General features: G+C 49.9%; 13 protein-coding genes. 9 read left to right on the forward strand and 4 right to left on the reverse strand.

Translation table 11 applies throughout. The features are described from left to right. The 3 genes from glyS (at nucleotide 1) to CWB98_RS24020 (ending at nucleotide 2,886) form a co-directional block, all read left to right on the forward strand. Entirely contained in the window at nucleotides 1–2,070 is a 2,070-nt protein-coding gene (glyS, locus tag CWB98_RS17765) for a glycine--tRNA ligase subunit beta (RefSeq protein WP_138546070.1), read from the forward strand. Nucleotides 2,071–2,134: 64 nt separating this feature from the next. Then, nucleotides 2,135–2,596 (forward strand): hypothetical protein, encoded by a 462-nt coding sequence (locus CWB98_RS17770; RefSeq protein WP_138546071.1) that lies wholly within the window; start codon nucleotides 2,135–2,137, stop codon nucleotides 2,594–2,596. Between the two features lie 128 nt (nucleotides 2,597–2,724). Beyond that, the gene (locus tag CWB98_RS24020) at nucleotides 2,725–2,886 is read left to right on the forward strand and encodes a hypothetical protein (RefSeq protein ID WP_171045696.1); all 162 of its coding nucleotides are present in this window, start codon (nucleotides 2,725–2,727) and stop codon (nucleotides 2,884–2,886) included. 46 nt (nucleotides 2,887–2,932) lie between these two features. Here CWB98_RS24020 and tusA read toward each other — a convergent pair whose 3' ends face one another. The 3 genes from tusA to fadB form a co-directional block, all read right to left on the reverse strand. Further along, nucleotides 2,933–3,172 carry a sulfurtransferase TusA gene (tusA, locus tag CWB98_RS17775; RefSeq protein ID WP_138546072.1) on the reverse strand — a complete coding sequence of 80 codons (240 nt, stop codon included), beginning with the start codon at nucleotides 3,170–3,172 and terminating at the stop codon, nucleotides 2,933–2,935. Nucleotides 3,173–3,324: 152 nt separating this feature from the next. Continuing rightward, complete coding sequence (fadA, locus tag CWB98_RS17780) at nucleotides 3,325–4,494, reverse strand: acetyl-CoA C-acyltransferase FadA (RefSeq protein WP_046004753.1); 1,170 nt, start codon at nucleotides 4,492–4,494, stop codon at nucleotides 3,325–3,327. 1 nt (nucleotide 4,495) lies between these two features. Beyond that, on the reverse strand, nucleotides 4,496–6,658 hold the full coding sequence (gene fadB / locus CWB98_RS17785) for a fatty acid oxidation complex subunit alpha FadB (RefSeq protein WP_138546073.1): 2,163 nt from the start codon (nucleotides 6,656–6,658) through the stop codon (nucleotides 4,496–4,498). A gap of 358 nt (nucleotides 6,659–7,016) precedes the next feature. On the opposite strand from fadB, the gene CWB98_RS17790 reads away from it, so the two are divergent. The 6 genes from CWB98_RS17790 to CWB98_RS17815 all read left to right on the forward strand — a co-directional run bounded on the left by CWB98_RS17790 (nucleotide 7,017) and on the right by CWB98_RS17815 (nucleotide 14,398). Then, nucleotides 7,017–8,918, forward strand: coding sequence for a transglycosylase SLT domain-containing protein (locus CWB98_RS17790; RefSeq protein ID WP_138546095.1), 1,902 nt, complete (start codon nucleotides 7,017–7,019; stop codon nucleotides 8,916–8,918). Between the two features lie 121 nt (nucleotides 8,919–9,039). Then, complete coding sequence (gene pepQ / locus CWB98_RS17795) at nucleotides 9,040–10,365, forward strand: Xaa-Pro dipeptidase (RefSeq protein ID WP_138546074.1); 1,326 nt, start codon at nucleotides 9,040–9,042, stop codon at nucleotides 10,363–10,365. 73 nt (nucleotides 10,366–10,438) lie between these two features. Beyond that, the gene (locus tag CWB98_RS17800) at nucleotides 10,439–11,056 is read left to right on the forward strand and encodes a YigZ family protein (RefSeq protein WP_138546075.1); all 618 of its coding nucleotides are present in this window, start codon (nucleotides 10,439–10,441) and stop codon (nucleotides 11,054–11,056) included. 76 nt (nucleotides 11,057–11,132) lie between these two features. After that, nucleotides 11,133–12,584, forward strand: a complete 1,452-nt coding sequence (locus tag CWB98_RS17805; protein ID WP_138546076.1) for a TrkH family potassium uptake protein — start codon at nucleotides 11,133–11,135, stop codon at nucleotides 12,582–12,584. Between the two features lie 553 nt (nucleotides 12,585–13,137). Then, nucleotides 13,138–13,620 carry a hypothetical protein gene (locus CWB98_RS17810; RefSeq protein ID WP_138546077.1) on the forward strand — a complete coding sequence of 161 codons (483 nt, stop codon included), beginning with the start codon at nucleotides 13,138–13,140 and terminating at the stop codon, nucleotides 13,618–13,620. A gap of 91 nt (nucleotides 13,621–13,711) precedes the next feature. Beyond that, nucleotides 13,712–14,398 (forward strand): flagellar brake domain-containing protein, encoded by a 687-nt coding sequence (locus tag CWB98_RS17815; RefSeq protein WP_138546078.1) that lies wholly within the window; start codon nucleotides 13,712–13,714, stop codon nucleotides 14,396–14,398. 40 nt (nucleotides 14,399–14,438) lie between these two features. Here the strand turns inward: CWB98_RS17815 and trkA are convergent, their stop codons facing one another. Continuing rightward, entirely contained in the window at nucleotides 14,439–15,815 is a 1,377-nt protein-coding gene (gene trkA / locus CWB98_RS17820; protein WP_138546079.1) for a Trk system potassium transporter TrkA, read from the reverse strand. Nucleotides 15,816–15,832: the final 17 nt, after the last annotated feature.

Below are 15,832 nucleotides of genomic sequence, written 5' to 3' on the forward strand. Positions count from 1 at the left end.
ATGACCACAGAAAATCTACTCGTTGAAATTGGTACTGAAGAGTTACCACCAAAAGCCTTACGCAAGCTGGCAGAATCATTTGCCGAAAATATGCAGGTTGAACTGACAGGGCTTGAGCTGACATTTGAAGATATAAGCTGGTACGCGTCACCACGTCGTCTGGGTTTAAAGGTAATTAGCCTGCAAACTCAGCAACAGGACAAAGTGGTTGAGAAGCGCGGTCCGGCAACGAAAGCGGCGTTTGATGCCGACGGTAATCCAACCAAAGCAGCGATGGGCTGGGCACGTGGTTGTGGTATTGAAGTATCAGAAGCCGAGACACTGGAAACCGACAAAGGTGCCTGGTTGCTACACCGTGCAACCGTAGAGGGTCAGCAGACAAGCGCTTTGTTGTCTGATGCCATTGCAAAGTCATTAGCAAAACTACCTATCCCAAAACCAATGCGCTGGGGTGCTAATAAAACGCAATTTATCCGCCCGGTGCACACCGTGGCTGCGTTACTTGGCAGTGAAGTTGTAACTGGCGAAGTATTAGGTAAAGCCATTTCAAACCAGCTGCAGGGTCACCGCTTTCACCACCCTGAGCGGGTGAGCATTAACCACGCCGATGAAGCGTTTGAGACCCTGAAAGGGGCGTATGTCATTGCTGACTACGAAGCAAGAAAGGCACTTATCCGTGAGCAGATCAATGCCGAGGCTGACAAGCTGGGCGCGGTTGTGGCGATGGATGAAGACCTGCTGGAAGAAGTGACTGCCCTGGTTGAGTGGCCGGTCACTTTGGTGGCGTCGTTTGAGGAAGAATTCCTGTCGGTCCCTGCGGAAGCGCTGATCTATACGATGAAGGACGATCAGAAATACTTCCCGCTACTGGATAAGGCGGGCAAGCTGATCAACAAATTCCTGTTTGTCTCAAACATTGAAAGTAAAGACCCGAGTGTTGTTATTTCAGGTAACGAGAAAGTAGTTCGTCCGCGTCTGGCGGATGCGCAGTTCTTCTTTGAGACAGATAAGAAGAAAACCCTGGAGAGCCGTCTGGAGTCTCTGGGCACGGTCTTGTTCCAAAAACAGCTGGGCACATTAAAAGACAAGTCCGAGCGTATCGCTGCTTTGGCTGGCTTTATTGCTGAGCAATTGGGTGCGGATAAAGCACTGGCTGAACGCGCTGGTTTGTTGAGTAAAACGGATCTGATGACTGAAATGGTCATGGAGTTCACCGATGTGCAGGGCGTGATGGGCATGCACTATGCACGCATCGACGGTGAAGCCGAAGAGGTCGCTGTTGCACAGAATGAGCAATATATGCCGCGCTTTGCGGGCGATGCCCTGCCGTCAAACCCAATCAGTTGTGCCGTGGCACTGGCAGACAAGTTCGATACCCTGGTTGGGATCTTCGGCATTGGCCAAATCCCTAAAGGCGACAAAGACCCGTTTGCGCTGCGCCGTGCTGCCATTGGTGCGTTGCGTATCATGGTTGAAAAAGAACTCGAGCTGGATATTCATGCACTGGTCGAAAAGTCTCGTACATTGTTCGGCGACAAGCTGAGCAACGACAATGTAGCCGAAGAGGTGTTTGAGTTCATGCTGGGCCGTTTCCGTGCCTGGTATCAGGATGAGGGGATCGCTGTTGATGTGATCCAGGCCGTGCTGGCGCGTCGTCCTTCTCAGCCGGTTGACTTTGACCGTCGCGTGAAAGCGGTAAGCCATTTCAGAACGTTAGATCAGGCAGAAGCGTTGGCCGCAGCAAATAAGCGCGTTAACAATATTCTCGCGAAAAACAATGTGACCAGCGACGCTGAAATCAATACGGCGTTGTTGTCAGAAGCCGCTGAGCAGCAACTGGCGAAAGAAGTGGCTGCACTGACTGCCGAACTGGCTCCAGTCTATGCACAAGGTGATTATCAGCAAGCACTGACGCGTTTGGCAAGTTTGCGTGAAGCGGTAGATAACTTCTTTGATAACGTCATGGTCATGGCTGATGATGAAGCGGTGAAGCAAAACCGCCTCGCACTGCTTAGCCAGCTGAGCCGTTTGTTCCTCAACACGGCGGACATCTCTGTCTTACAAAACTAAGGCAGCCAATCTTAAAACAAGCCAGCATTCGTGCTGGCTTTTATTTTTGTGATCGGGATTAACAATGAAACAGCATATCATTGCGTTAGTAATGGCATTGGGTTTAAGCGCCTGTTCGACGGCCCCACAACATCAGCCAGTGGATAATTCCTCTGGGCAGGTGACAACCAGCACCGGTGCGTCTCTTGTGATGGACAGGCCGATGTATTTGCGTGGCGATTTTACTTTGTGGGATGCAGACGAAGTCTATCGGCTAACACAGACTCAGACGGGAATGTACAGTGTACGGGTACGCTTTATGAGTCCCGGAAAAGTGTACGAATTTAAAGTCGCTGATGCGACATGGACGCCGGGTTACAACTGCGGCTTTCGCTATGATGGCAAAGTGAGTCTGGGTAAACCGGTTATTGCGGATTGTGACACTGTCTACAATTACTTTGGATTTATACCCGACAGAAAGGGATGGTATCGAATTTCGCTGGATTTAAGAGGCGCTACGCCACAGATCATAGTGCAGCGTGATTAATACCAATTTCAGTTAATATCGGGAAAGATAAATTTGTTGTGTAATTTATTTTGATTGAATATTGAGCTTTTTGAATTGTTTTGTTATTGTTAATTGCGAGTTAAACAATATAAAAACAAGGAAATACAATGAAAATCAAACTAAATAAAAAAGCAGTAAAACAACTTTCTGGCAAGCAAGTTCTGGCCGAGCAGGCGACACCGGCGATCAATGGTGGTAATCCACAACAAGAATTAGCGACCTGGCATCGTGGTTGGATCTCTTGCGTTGAATGTCCAATTCTCGTGTAGTCCGAGCATTAAAATAGCTGGTGGGGTTGTTGCACCAGCTTTGCGGTTATTTCCCTTTCTTCACCAGATAGCGATAAGGGACGCTATCCACTTCTTTAGCCACCAGAGTGTGATCCATAAATTCACAGAAACTGGGAATATCCCGGGTGGTAGACGGGTCGTCTGCCAGGATCACCAGGGTTTCACCCTCCTGCATTTTTCTCACCTTGCCACGGATCATCATCACGGGCTCAGGGCATCGTAAGCCAATCGCATCGAGAGTGTGGTCAGTGTTGTCAAAGTTCATGGCAGTACCCTTCAAAAATAAAGTGTCTATTCTAGCGCGCCTGAAGTGACAAATAAATATGCAAGTTCAGATACCCGATCACGAAAAAAGGCAAGCTACACGAAGCAGCTTGCCTTGGTCACCAAGTTAAATCTTAGGGAATGTTGTTTAGTTTAGTCTTCAACTCGCTCGAAGACGGTCGCAATGCCCTGACCCAGACCGATACACATGGTCGCCAGGCCATACTTAGCGCCTTTGTCTTCCATTATATGGATCAAAGACGTGCTGATCCGTGAGCCTGAACAGCCCAGCGGGTGACCCAGCGCAATGGCGCCGCCATTGAGGTTCACTTTCTCGTCAGCCACATCCAGTAAGCCCAGATCTTTCAGTACCGGTAAAGACTGCGCGGCAAAAGCTTCATTCAGTTCAGCTACATCAATGTCTTCAATGCTCAAACCTGCTTGCTTCAGTGCCTTCTGGCTGGCAGGAACCGGACCGTAACCCATGATAGATGGATCGCAACCTGCAACCGCCATCGACTTAACGCGTGCACGAATTGGCAGGCCCAATTCTTTGGCCTTCGACTCACTCATGACCAGCATGGCTGAAGCGCCGTCAGACAGAGCCGATGACGTACCTGCGGTCACCGTGCCCGAAGCCGGGTTGAATACAGGGCGTAACTGGCTCAGGCCTTCCATGGTGGTTTCCGGACGGATCACTTCGTCGTGTTCAACCAGTACTGGCGCACCATCGGCATCATGACCTTCCATTGGTAAAATTTCACGCGCAAAACGGCCTTCAACCGTGGCTGCATGGGCGCGCTGATGTGAGCGCACTGCAAAGGCATCCTGTTGCTCACGGTTAATACCGTGCAGGGTGGCCAGGTATTCCGCAGTCAGACCCATAACACCGGCGGCTTGTGCAACTGAAGTCGACAGACCCGGGTGGAAGTCATTACCGTGCGTCATAGGAACGTGGCCCATGTGCTCAACACCCCCGATCAGGTAGGTATCGCCGGCGCCAGTCATAATCGCACGTGCTGCATCATGCAGTGCCTGCATGGATGAACCACATAAGCGGTTTACCGTGACTGCAGGTACTGTGTGTGGAATACCTGCCAGCAGGGCGGCATTACGGCCTACGTTAAAACCTTGCTCCAGGGTTTGTTGTACACACCCCCAGTAAATGTCATCGATAGAATCCGGTGCCACTGCCGGGTTGCGATCCAGCAGGCCTTTCATCAGGTGGGCACTGAGGTCTTCAGCACGTTTGTGTTTGAACACACCGCCCTTGGAGCGGCCCATCGGCGTACGAATACAATCTACGATTACTGCCTGTTCCATGTTACTGACCCTCCACTTTGTAGAATACTTTACCGGCAGCTGCCCACTCACGGGTTTGCTCCGACACCTGATAGATTTCGCCTAAGTGTGCGTACTTATCGGCGATTTTCACGAACTCAGCCAGACCCAGTTGATCCAGATAACGGAATGCACCACCACGGAACGGTGGGAAGCCAATGCCGTAGATCAGTGCCATATCGGCTTCTTGCGGTGAGGCTACAATGCCTTCTTGCAGACACAACAGAACTTCGTTGATCATCGGTACCATACAGCGCTCGATGATAGTTTGTTTGTCAAACTGTGCCGGTGCGTCACAAATCTCGCTCAGCAGGGCAACAGCGTCAGCGTCTTTGCTCTTCTTCAGGCGGCCTTTGCGATCCGGTGCATACTGGTAGAAGCCTTTCTGGTTCTTCTGTCCATAGCGATTCGCGTTGGCCAGGTGGGCAACTGGATCTTTTTCCTGGCGTGCCATGCGGGTTGGGAAACCATCCGCCATGACGCCGGTACAGTGGTTGGCTGTGTCGATCCCAACAACGTCCAGCAGGTAAGCCGGGCCCATAGGCCAACCAAAAACATTTTCCATGACTTTATCGACTTGTGTGAAGTCTGCACCTTCCACGACGAGCTGGCTGAAACCGGCAAAGTAAGGGAACAGCACGCGGTTCACGAAGAAGCCCGGACAGTCGTTCACAACAATCGGCGACTTGCCCAGTTTCAGTGCATAGTCGACAACCGCGGCAACGGTTTCATCTGAGGTTTTCGCGCCACGAATGATTTCAACCAATGGCATCTTAGGTACCGGGTTAAAGAAGTGCATACCACAGAAGTGCTCAGGACGCTCCAGACCTTCAGCCAGTTCATCAATGCGAATGGTTGAGGTATTTGAGGTCAGAATAGTGCCTTGTGGTAGTTGTTTCTCAAGACCCGCCAGTACGGTTTTCTTGATCTGCGGGTTCTCGACAACCGCTTCAACGATGATGTCACTGCCTTCCAGGTCACGGTCGTTAAGCGTTGGTTTGATCTGCGCCAGTGTGCCAACCATTTTGTCCAGCTTCATGTGGCCGCGCTCGACTTTTTTGCCCAGCAGCTTGGCCGCTTCGCCCATGCCTAAGTCCAGTGCACCCTGGCTGATGTCTTTCATGACAATCGGCGTGCCTTTGTACGCTGACTGGTAAGCAATACCGCCGCCCATGATGCCCGCGCCCAGTACCGCAGCTTGTTTGATGTCAGTCTGGCTTTGCTTCGCTTGTTTCTTGGCAACGCCTTTGATGTACTGATCGGCTAGGAAGATCCCGGTTTGTGCCGCCGCTTCAGCAGTTTTGGCCAGCTTGGCGAAGCTCGCGTTCTCAACGGCCATGGCTTCGTCGCGACCCATATTGGCAGCAGTCTTGATGGTTTTAACCGCCATTACAGGTGCCGGGTAGTGGCCTTTGGTTTTGGCCATCACCATGCCTTCAGCCATTGCAAAGCTCATGCCTTGCTCAACGCGGTTCATTTTCAGCGGGTCAAGTTTAATCTGACGTTTGGCGCGCCAGTCCAGTTTGCCAGCTGCCGCTTGTTCCATGGTACGCAGTGCCGCGTCCATCAGCTTATCCTGAGCAACCACAGCATCGACTGCGCCTACTTTCAGAGCATCGGCTGCGCGGTTCTCTTTACCTGTAGTGATCCAGGTCATCGCGTTGTCTGCACCAATCAGGCGCGGCAGACGCACAGTACCACCAAAGCCTGGCATAATACCCAGCTTCACTTCCGGCAGGCCAATCTTGGCGCTGTCAGAGGCAATACGATAATCGGTAGCAAGTACCCACTCACAACCACCGCCCAGTGCCAGACCATTGACCGCTGACAGGGTTGGGAAGGGTAAATCTTCTAACGCGTCAAATACGTCAGTGGCCGCTTTGATCCACTCAACCAGCTCAGCTTCCGGGCGGTCAAAGGTAGGCAGGAATTCGAAGATGTCTGCGCCAACAATAAAGTGGTCTTTGTCGGAGCTAAAGATCAGGCCGTCGATGTCATCGCGTTGCGCCAGCTCTTTGAGCGCCGCATGACAATCTTGCAGGGTTTGCTGAGATAATTTGTTGACCGAACCTGGCATACAAAACTTAAACTCAGCGATTTTGCCTTTGCAGAAATCCACAACAAAGGACTCGCGTTTCATTAACATACATGTTCTCCCGTGTTTTTACACTGGTACGATGAGTTGTCATTTCATCCAGTGTGGCGTCTTTAAAAGAAAATTGCAATGAAAAATTTACCGCAGGTTTACTGCAAAGGGTTAGGCACAATGCTAAGGTGGATTCGCTGAATATTTTCCGGGTGGTGTTGTCCGTCCGGACGTTAAGCCACGGGCAAGTTACATCATAATAGTCTGATGTTATTGATACAGCTGTTCAGACTGCACACAGTGCGCCCGGGCAGGGAACTCAGAGAAAGGAAGGTGTTTTGGAGTGGGCCTTTACCTCAAGCAATTTAGACGCCCCAGAACATTGACTGCCAACGAAGAGAATGAAAGTTAAAGCATGATGAAACTATGGTTTAGTCGTTTAGCAGCCACTTGCCTTGCGGTGTGTGGCGGAGCCTGGAGTGACTTAGGGTATGCAGCAGACTCACATCAGGCGTTTAAAGACGCAGAGCGGGTGGCCTGGAGTGGTAACTACCAGGCGTTTAAGAGGTCGCTTGCCGAGCTCGACCATCCTCTGAAGCCTTATGTTGAGGCTACCTTTTATAAGCGTCACCCAAAACTTAAGTATCAGGAAGAGATAGGACACTTTCTATCAATATATGATCATACGCCACTGGACTGGATGGTACGTAAAAGTTGGCTGAGCTACCTTAAGCGGCGTAACAAAAAAGCTTTATTTATCGAACATTATCAGGACACCAGTAACGCTGAGCTGAAATGTACCTATTTACAATTTCAACTGGATTTAGGGGCTCCTGAAAAAGCTATTTTGGATCAGGTCGAGCCGTTATGGGTGGTTGGTAAGTCACAGCCAAAAGCCTGCGACAAGTTGTTTAGTCAGTGGCAAAAAGCCGGGTATCGGACACAAGACCTGGTGTGGCAAAGGATCACCCATGCCGCGCAGGGTGGCCAGTCTTCATTACTGAAGTATCTGAAAACCCTGTTGCCGCGCAATGAAGCTTATCTGGCTGATCTGTACCTTAAGGTACGTCGCGATCCCAGTGCCTCAGCCGGTTTATACCGATATAAGAAGCGCACCGCCAGAGAGGCTGAAATTGCCGTGTATGGTGTGCGCCGTTTGATCTGGCGCGATCCCAAGCTGGCACTGCGGGCCTGGGACAAATTACAGGGGATGTTTACCTTTAGCCAGGCGCAGCACGATAGCGTCGCCTATCGCTTTGCTTTGGCACTGGCGTCTAAGGGGCACGATCAGGCGAAGTTCTGGCTAAATAAAGTACCTAAGGAGATGCAGGATAAGAAGCTACGCCAATGGCTGATGAGTAATATGCTCAAAGAGCAAGACTGGGAAGGGATCGCGGTGTTGTTTACGGGTATGGAAAACCTGAGTAACGGACAAATATACTGGCTTGGCTACAGTTATGCCAAACGTAATCAGATGGAGAAAGCGCAGGCCCTGTGGCAGGAGATTGCCCCAAAACGTGATTACTATGGCTTCCTTGCTGCGGCGAGGCTGGGCTTACCGGCGCAATTGAATGCTGAGCCACTCAATGTACCGCCCGGTATCGTCGCGAAAGTGTCGCAGGCGCCCGGGTTTAAGCGGGCGAAAGCGCTGTATGAATTGGAGCGCTTCACCGCAGCACGGCGTGAATGGAACTATCTGACCAACACCTCAAGCACAGCGGAAAAACTGGCTGCCTCGGTACTGGCAGCAGAGCTCGACTGGTATGACAGCACCATTTATACTCTGGCGCAGATTAAGGCCTGGAACTATGTCGACCTGCGTTTTCCCATGGCGTTTGATGATTTATTTGAGCGCTACAGTGAGCGCAATGACGTGGATTTGGCGTGGAGTTTTGCGATCGCTCGCAGAGAAAGTTCATTCGCCCCGGATGCACGTTCGCATGCGGATGCCTACGGGTTGATGCAGCTTTTGCCAAGCACTGCCAAATATGTTGCTAAATCAAGGGTGTCTACGCGTCAGTTGATGAAGCCAGCCACCAATATTCGCCTTGGTACAGATTACCTCGATTATCTTAAAGGTAAAAACAAGGGCAATGAGATCCTCGCTACGGCTTCTTATAATGCAGGCTTTCACCGAGTGAAACGTTGGATCCCACAGGAAGCTATGCCAGCGGAGCTATGGATCGAGTTGATCCCATATCGTGAAACTCGCGATTACGTGAAAAATGTGATGGCGTACCGGCAGGTTTATCACACTAAACTGGGGCGAGATGGCAATATTTTGGCTGGAATATTGGATATGCAGATCGGTGGTAAGTAAACACAGATTTGTTGGTCTGTCTCGCAACAGCGGGGCCGACCGCAGCCTGCTTTACTTCTTTAAACCGTTAGCACTATGTTAGACTCAGTCACAAGCGAATTAAATAAAAATGGGTACACCAATGGAACAATTAGCAAACTTGTATGCCGAGCATATTGCAACGCTGCAACAGCGTACGAAGACCATTATTGAACGTGAGAACCTAGATGGACTCGTGATCCACTCAGGACAAGCCAAACGTCAGTTTCTGGATGATATGTATTATCCGTTCAAGGTGAACCCTCAATTCAAAGCATGGTTACCGGTCATCGATAATCCGCACTGCTGGCTGGTGATCAATGGCACAGATAAGCCTAAGCTGATCTTCTACCGTCCGGTGGATTTCTGGCACAAAGTACCGGAAGAGCCGAGCGACTTCTGGGCCGACTACTTTGATATTCAACTGCTTCTGCAGCCTGATCAGGTTGAGCAATTCTTACCGTACGACAAAGCCAGCCTGGCGTATATTGGTGAGTATCTTGAGGTGGCACAGGCTCTGGGCTTTACTCAGATGAACCCTGAGCCGGTGATGAATTACCTACACTTCCATCGTGCTTACAAGACCAGTTATGAGCTTACCTGCCTGCGCGAAGCAAATCGCCTTGCTGTGCTAGGTCATAAGGCTGCACGGGATGCTTTTTATGCCAAAGAGTCCGAGTATGGTATTCAGCAGGCTTACCTGCAAGCCACTGAGCATATGGAAAATGACACGCCTTACGGCAACATCGTGGCATTGAACGAAAACTGCGCCATTTTGCATTACACCCATTTTGAGCGTCGCGCACCGCAGCAGCATGTGTCATTCCTGATCGATGCCGGTGCCAATTTTAATGGTTATGCATCGGATATTACCCGTACCTACGACTTTGCGCGCAAGGGCGAGTTTGCCGATCTGATCAAGGTGATGAACACCCATCAGATTGAACTGGGTCAGGCATTACAGCCGGGTAAATTGTATGGTGAGTTGCACCAAGATTGCCATAAGCGTGTTGCTCAGGTGCTGATAGATTTCGATCTGGTGCGTGGCCTGAGTGTAGAAGGGATCCTGGAGCAGGGGATTACGTCGACTTTCTTCCCGCATGGTCTGGGCCACCATCTAGGTTTACAGGTTCACGATATGGGTGGCTTTATGGCGGATGAGTTGGGGACACATCAGGCACCGCCGGAAGGTCATCCATTCCTGCGTTGTACGCGTAAGATTGAAGCCAACCAGGTCTTTACCATTGAGCCTGGCCTGTATTTTATTGATTCACTGCTGGGCGAGCTGGCGCAAACCGATAACAAACAGTATGTAAACTGGGACAAGGTTGACGCGTTTAAGCCGTATGGCGGCATTCGTATCGAAGATAATATTATTGTTCATGATGATCATCTCGAAAATATGACGCGGGATCTGGCGCTGGATTAAGCTTTGTCCTGTACCGAACTGAACTGTGTTAAACTGGGAGCCAAGTGCTCCCAGTGTTGTTTGTTGAATGCCCATGTCTGAATACGCCATTCCCAGCGGTCCCATATCCCATCACGAAGAAATTAAGAAAAGCACTTTTATTGTGCATATTGCCCATACGCCGACGATTGCTGATGCTAAAGCCTTTATTCGTTCTATTAACGAGCAGTATCCGGATGCGCGACACAACTGCTGGGCCCATATCGCCGGTGCGCCGGGCGGTAGTCATGTGCTGGGCTTTTCGGATGACGGGGAACCGAATGGGACGGCAGGTAAGCCAATGCTGAACGTTCTGCTTGGCTCCGGGCTGGGGGAGATCACCGCGGTAACAACCCGTTATTTTGGCGGGATTAAACTGGGTACCGGTGGCCTGGTTCGCGCTTACGGTGGGACACTGAATAATGCGCTGGCCGTACTGCCAACACAAATTAAGATCCCAGCCAGCAAGCTGGTGGGTGAATCTGACTATGCATTGCAAGGAAGCATAGAACAGCACCTCACTAGCCAATACACAGTGCTAAGTATAGATAAACAGTATGGTGCGACAATTCACTGGGAAATTGAACTCGACAGCAGAGAGACCAAAGTCGCCATCGCGTCGGTGTATGATCTGACTCATGGAGCGGTGTCACTGGCGCTCAAAGAGTCCTGAACGGGGTTTCGCGGTTTACTAACCGAGTGATGTAGTAGACAATCGGGTGTAATTACAATAACTCGCGAATCGCGCTATGCAATTTCGTACCATTATAAAGATACTTGGACAGCTTGTTGCGCTCTTTAGTCTGACTATGGTGCCACCGGCGCTGGTGTCTTTGATCTATAAGGACGGCGGCGGTGTGCCGTTTGTTCTGGCATTTATCTTTAGTGTTCTGATTGGCCTGATGGCCTATTATCCCAACCGCAAAGAGCAGGGAGACTTGAAAGCCAGAGAGGGCTTTTTGATTGTGGTCTTATTCTGGCTGGTACTGGGGGCCTTTGCGGCCGTGCCCCTGATCTTCTTAAATGAGCCTAATCTGTCTTTTGCCGATGCTGTCTTTGAGGCGTTTTCCGGTCTGACAACCACAGGTGCAACAGTGCTGACAGGTATCGAGTACTTACCTAAGTCGGTGCTTTTCTATCGCCAGCAACTGCAGTGGCTCGGTGGCATGGGAATAATCGTCTTGGCCGTCGCTGTACTGCCTATGCTTGGTGTAGGTGGCATGCAGCTTTATCGAGCTGAAACGCCAGGCCCAGTAAAAGACTCCAAGATGACCCCCCGCATTGCCGATACGGCGAAGCACTTATGGTATATCTATGTGACGCTGACACTGGCCTGTACGTTGGCGTATGCCTGGGCGGGTATGAGCTGGTTTGATGCTATTTGCCATGCCTTTGCGACCATCGCCATCGGTGGGTTCTCAACCTATGACGCCTCGATAGGTTACTTCGACAGTCCGATGATCAACGCCATTTGTGTGTTCTTCCTGCTTATTGCTGCGGCAAACTTCTCCTTGCATTATGCGGCCGTGGCGGGCCGAAATATCAAAGTTTATTTTAGGGACCCCGAACTCAAAGTCTTTTTGTTTATTCAACTGGCGCTGGTGGTGCTGTGTTTTGCTGTACTGTCATCCAAGCAGGTATACAGCAATGGAGACGAGACTCTGGATCATGCTCTGTTTCAGGCGGTTTCTATCAGTACCACCGCGGGTTTTGCTACTGACAGCTTTGCTGCCTGGCCTTTGTTCCTGCCGATTTTGTTGATTTTTTCGAGTTTTATTGGGGGTTGTGCAGGCTCCACGGGCGGTGGTATGAAAGTGGTACGAGTCTTTTTACTTTACCTGCAGGGGATCCGAGAGCTTAACCGCCTGGTTCATCCGCGTGCTATCTATTCTATTAAGCTGGGCCGTAAAGCGTTACCTGATAAGGTCGTCGAAGCGGTATGGGGATTCTTTTCAGCTTATGCGCTGGTATTTGTGATCATCATGATTGCGCTATTGGGTACTGGTCTGGATAACATTACCGCTTTCTCTGCCACTGCGGCCTGTCTGAATAACCTGGGCCCGGGCCTGGGTGATGTAGCCGCACATTACGGCGATATTCCCGACTCTGCGAAATGGATTCTGACCATTGCTATGGTCTTCGGCCGTCTCGAAATCTTCACTCTGCTGGTTCTGTTCACCCCCACGTTCTGGCGTGGATGAGGCCAGACCGATATGCCAGTGGCATATCGCAGTTGGCGGGGGCGTCGAGCCCGAACGCGAGACCGGGATGGTCGAGCCGGAATATACCGCCATGGATGGCTTTGGGCACTCAGTTAACTCCAGCTGGCCGAACGCGAGTCGAGCTGGAATACACCGCCATGGAGGACTGTGGCACTTATCTAAGCGTTCGGAATACACCACCATGGAACGCTTTGAATATCTACAGCTTGCTTACCTCTCACATTAATTACTTCCTGAAGCAGACCCTGATAACGGTATATTTGTAAAATAAACGCACTTTTCACATTTGACTATCTAACTCATATAAAAGTAAGAATTACTTTAAATCAGTTGCTTATGATTTTTCGTGTAAATTTTTACCTGTTTTTGGTTAACTGCAGTTAAAAAAATATATCAAAAAACGCAAAAAATGCATTTTTTCATTAGCTCTGGTGTCATATTTGTATCGTCAGGGTTAAATCCCTACTTTTATAGTCTACCCACACAGGATGGTGGGTGTTGCCAGATAACAAAACTATGAGGAATGGCCGAGATGTTTGCCATGTCACATCAAAATAAATATAAAGCAATACAAGCAGGGATAGTTAGCCAGGTAAACCTGTGCGACGGCGCCAGTGACTTAACTGACTGTGTGACTCAGCTAAATCAGTATATGAGTGGAGCTGGGTGCTTGCAGTATGATAACGGCATTCCATCGGCTCATGGCAGTGTGCCACTGTTGCGTTATGATGGTGTCGAAGTCAGCGAGTGTGTGATTGGTATTATCTCTGAGAATGCCTTGTGGCAAACGCGTACTTTGCCACCTTTGGTTATGAAGAACCAAACTGGTCGTTTGACCTGTAATGGACATGAGCAGACACTTGGGATCACCTTTATCACGAAGCGCAATGGTGAACCTATGTTGTTTTTCACTGAGCACTATGAACAACACCTGGCATTAAGCACGCTGGAAGCGCAAAGCCGTATGATGACGCTGAGAGATGCTGCTGTATTATTAAAGGGATACCTGCAATAAGGTTAAATCAGCTCCTTTATTGGGTACTTACCGTTATCTTAAAGGGATTTTGCTGCTACACTAAGGGCAGAGTCGTTAGTAGGGTGACAAGATGTTAAGGCGTAAAACGCAACGGAGCAGGAAGCACTTATCGCAGATCCCGGCGGGCAGTTTGATTGATATTGAAATTGTGATGCCAGCTAGTCGTAAACGCGTCCGTACAGAGTTTATCGGGGTGCTTGAAGACCAGTATATTATTTTAAATTATCCCAACCCTAAGCGACTCGGCGCGGCGGCAGATTATGTGAAGACGGGGACGGAAATCATCGTCCGGGCCCTGCCTGAAGACAGTGATGGTCAGATCATTGCTTTCAAAGAGAACATTAAAGCCATTAGTAATCACCCCGCGCGGCTTATTTTCCTTTACTACCCTCATGAAGTACAAACTTATCAGCTCCGTGCCCAAACCCGCGTACCAGCACTTATACCAGCTATATTACAGTTGTCAGATTACAATGAAGTGGGAGTGATCAAAGATATTTCTCTGTCCGGTATGATGTTCGATATTCAAAAAGAGCATTTACCCGATGACCTAGAATCAGAAAACTGTGAAGTGCTGATTGAGGGCAAAGACGACAATGCCTCCGCGATAAAAGGCAAAGTGTGTCGTATTATAGAAAGTGCAGAGGGTAATGTGTCATTGGGAATTCAGGTCGTGGGTCCGGACACAACCATTAAAGCGGTGCTAAAAGACTATTTGATCGATCTGTCGATTTTGTCCGATGAAGGAGAGGGCTAGCTGGTCGGTGTAAAGCCAGATCAGCTAGATAGTTAACCGGTCACACAAACAATGCACTGACCTGGAAGAGCTTTTCAACCACGCCAATCTGCTTTTTGTCGATCAGGAACATGATGACGTGGTCACCCGACAGAATAATGGTGTCATCGTGGGCGATCAGCACGTCGTCGTCACGGACGATGGCGCCAATGGTGGTGCCCGCAGGTAGCTTGATGTCTCGAATCGCACGGCCCACCACCTTCGAGGTGTTTTCGTCACCATGTGCAACTGCTTCGATGGCTTCAGCAGCGCCTTTACGCAGTGAGTAAACATTTACTATATCACCACGTCTGACATGTGTGAGCAAGGCTGAAATAGTCGCCTGCTGAGGTGAGATAGCAATGTCGATTTCTCCACCCTGTACCAGGTCAACATAAGCACCTCGCTGGATGAGGACCATGGTTTTCTGGGCACCCATACGTTTAGCGAGCATGGCAGCCATGATGTTGGCTTCATCATCATTGGTCACCGCAATAAAGACATCGACCTGTTCGATATGCTCTTCGGATAATAGCTCCTGATCAGAGGCATCACCACAGAATACCACCGTATTGTCGAGCATTTCGGACAGAGAAGAGGCCCTGTCAAGGTTACGCTCAATCAGCTTAACACTGTGGTTTTTCTCCAACGATCTCGCCAATCCGGCCCCGATATTTCCCCCTCCGGCAATCATAATTTTTCGATACGAGCGTTCGAGTTTCTGTAGCTCGTTCATGACTGCACGAATGTGCTTGGTTGCTGCGATGAAGAATACCTCATCATCGGCCTCGATCACTGTGGTCCCTAAAGGTTTAATGGCTTTACCCTGGCGATAAATTGCCGCCACCCGGGTATCAACATTAGGAATATGCTCTTTCAGTGCAGACAGGGCATAGCCAACCAACAGGCCACCATAGTAGGCCTTAACGGCAACCAGCGATAACATACCATCAGCAAACTGCAGCACCTGCAATGCACCTGGGTAATCGATCAGGCGACGAATATAACGAGTAACCAATTGCTCCGGTGCGATATAGTGATCGACTGGCAGGTCATCATTATGGAATAGCTTCTCCCGATACTTCAGGTATTGCTCAGAGCGGATCCGAGCAATTTTAGTTGGCGTATTAAAAATACTATAGGCCACCTGACAGGCTATCATATTGACTTCATCCGAGCTGGTCACCGCAATAACCATATCGGCATCTTCGGCACCGGCCTGCCTGAGGACATCTGGATGTGCGCTGTGTCCCGTTACGCCTTGCAGATCATATTTGTCCTGCAATTCCCTCAGTCGCTCGCCGTCAATGTCTACCACGGTGATTTCGTTCTGTTCGCCGACCAGGTTTTCGGCCAGTGTACCGCCGACTTGTCCGGCGCCTAAGATGATGATTTTCATAAGCTAGTCTAGCGCTA

The organism is Pseudoalteromonas rubra, assembly GCF_005887115.1.
GTDB lineage: Bacteria > Pseudomonadota > Gammaproteobacteria > Enterobacterales > Alteromonadaceae > Pseudoalteromonas > Pseudoalteromonas rubra_F.

Excerpts from the sequence above, each read along its gene's own strand:
- glyS (WP_138546070.1), top strand. The coding sequence starts at position 1 with ATGACCACAGAAAATCTACTCGTTGAAATTGGTACTGAAGAGTTACCA.
- CWB98_RS17770 (WP_138546071.1), top strand. The coding sequence starts at position 2,135 with ATGAAACAGCATATCATTGCGTTAGTAATGGCATTGGGTTTAAGCGCC.
- CWB98_RS24020 (WP_171045696.1), top strand. The coding sequence starts at position 2,725 with ATGAAAATCAAACTAAATAAAAAAGCAGTAAAACAACTTTCTGGCAAG.
- tusA (WP_138546072.1), bottom strand. The coding sequence starts at position 3,172 with ATGAACTTTGACAACACTGACCACACTCTCGATGCGATTGGCTTACGA.
- fadA (WP_046004753.1), bottom strand. The coding sequence starts at position 4,494 with ATGGAACAGGCAGTAATCGTAGATTGTATTCGTACGCCGATGGGCCGC.
- fadB (WP_138546073.1), bottom strand. The coding sequence starts at position 6,658 with ATGTTAATGAAACGCGAGTCCTTTGTTGTGGATTTCTGCAAAGGCAAA.
- CWB98_RS17790 (WP_138546095.1), top strand. The coding sequence starts at position 7,017 with ATGAAACTATGGTTTAGTCGTTTAGCAGCCACTTGCCTTGCGGTGTGT.
- pepQ (WP_138546074.1), top strand. The coding sequence starts at position 9,040 with ATGGAACAATTAGCAAACTTGTATGCCGAGCATATTGCAACGCTGCAA.
- CWB98_RS17800 (WP_138546075.1), top strand. The coding sequence starts at position 10,439 with ATGTCTGAATACGCCATTCCCAGCGGTCCCATATCCCATCACGAAGAA.
- CWB98_RS17805 (WP_138546076.1), top strand. The coding sequence starts at position 11,133 with ATGCAATTTCGTACCATTATAAAGATACTTGGACAGCTTGTTGCGCTC.
- CWB98_RS17810 (WP_138546077.1), top strand. The coding sequence starts at position 13,138 with ATGTTTGCCATGTCACATCAAAATAAATATAAAGCAATACAAGCAGGG.
- CWB98_RS17815 (WP_138546078.1), top strand. The coding sequence starts at position 13,712 with ATGTTAAGGCGTAAAACGCAACGGAGCAGGAAGCACTTATCGCAGATC.
- trkA (WP_138546079.1), bottom strand. The coding sequence starts at position 15,815 with ATGAAAATCATCATCTTAGGCGCCGGACAAGTCGGCGGTACACTGGCC.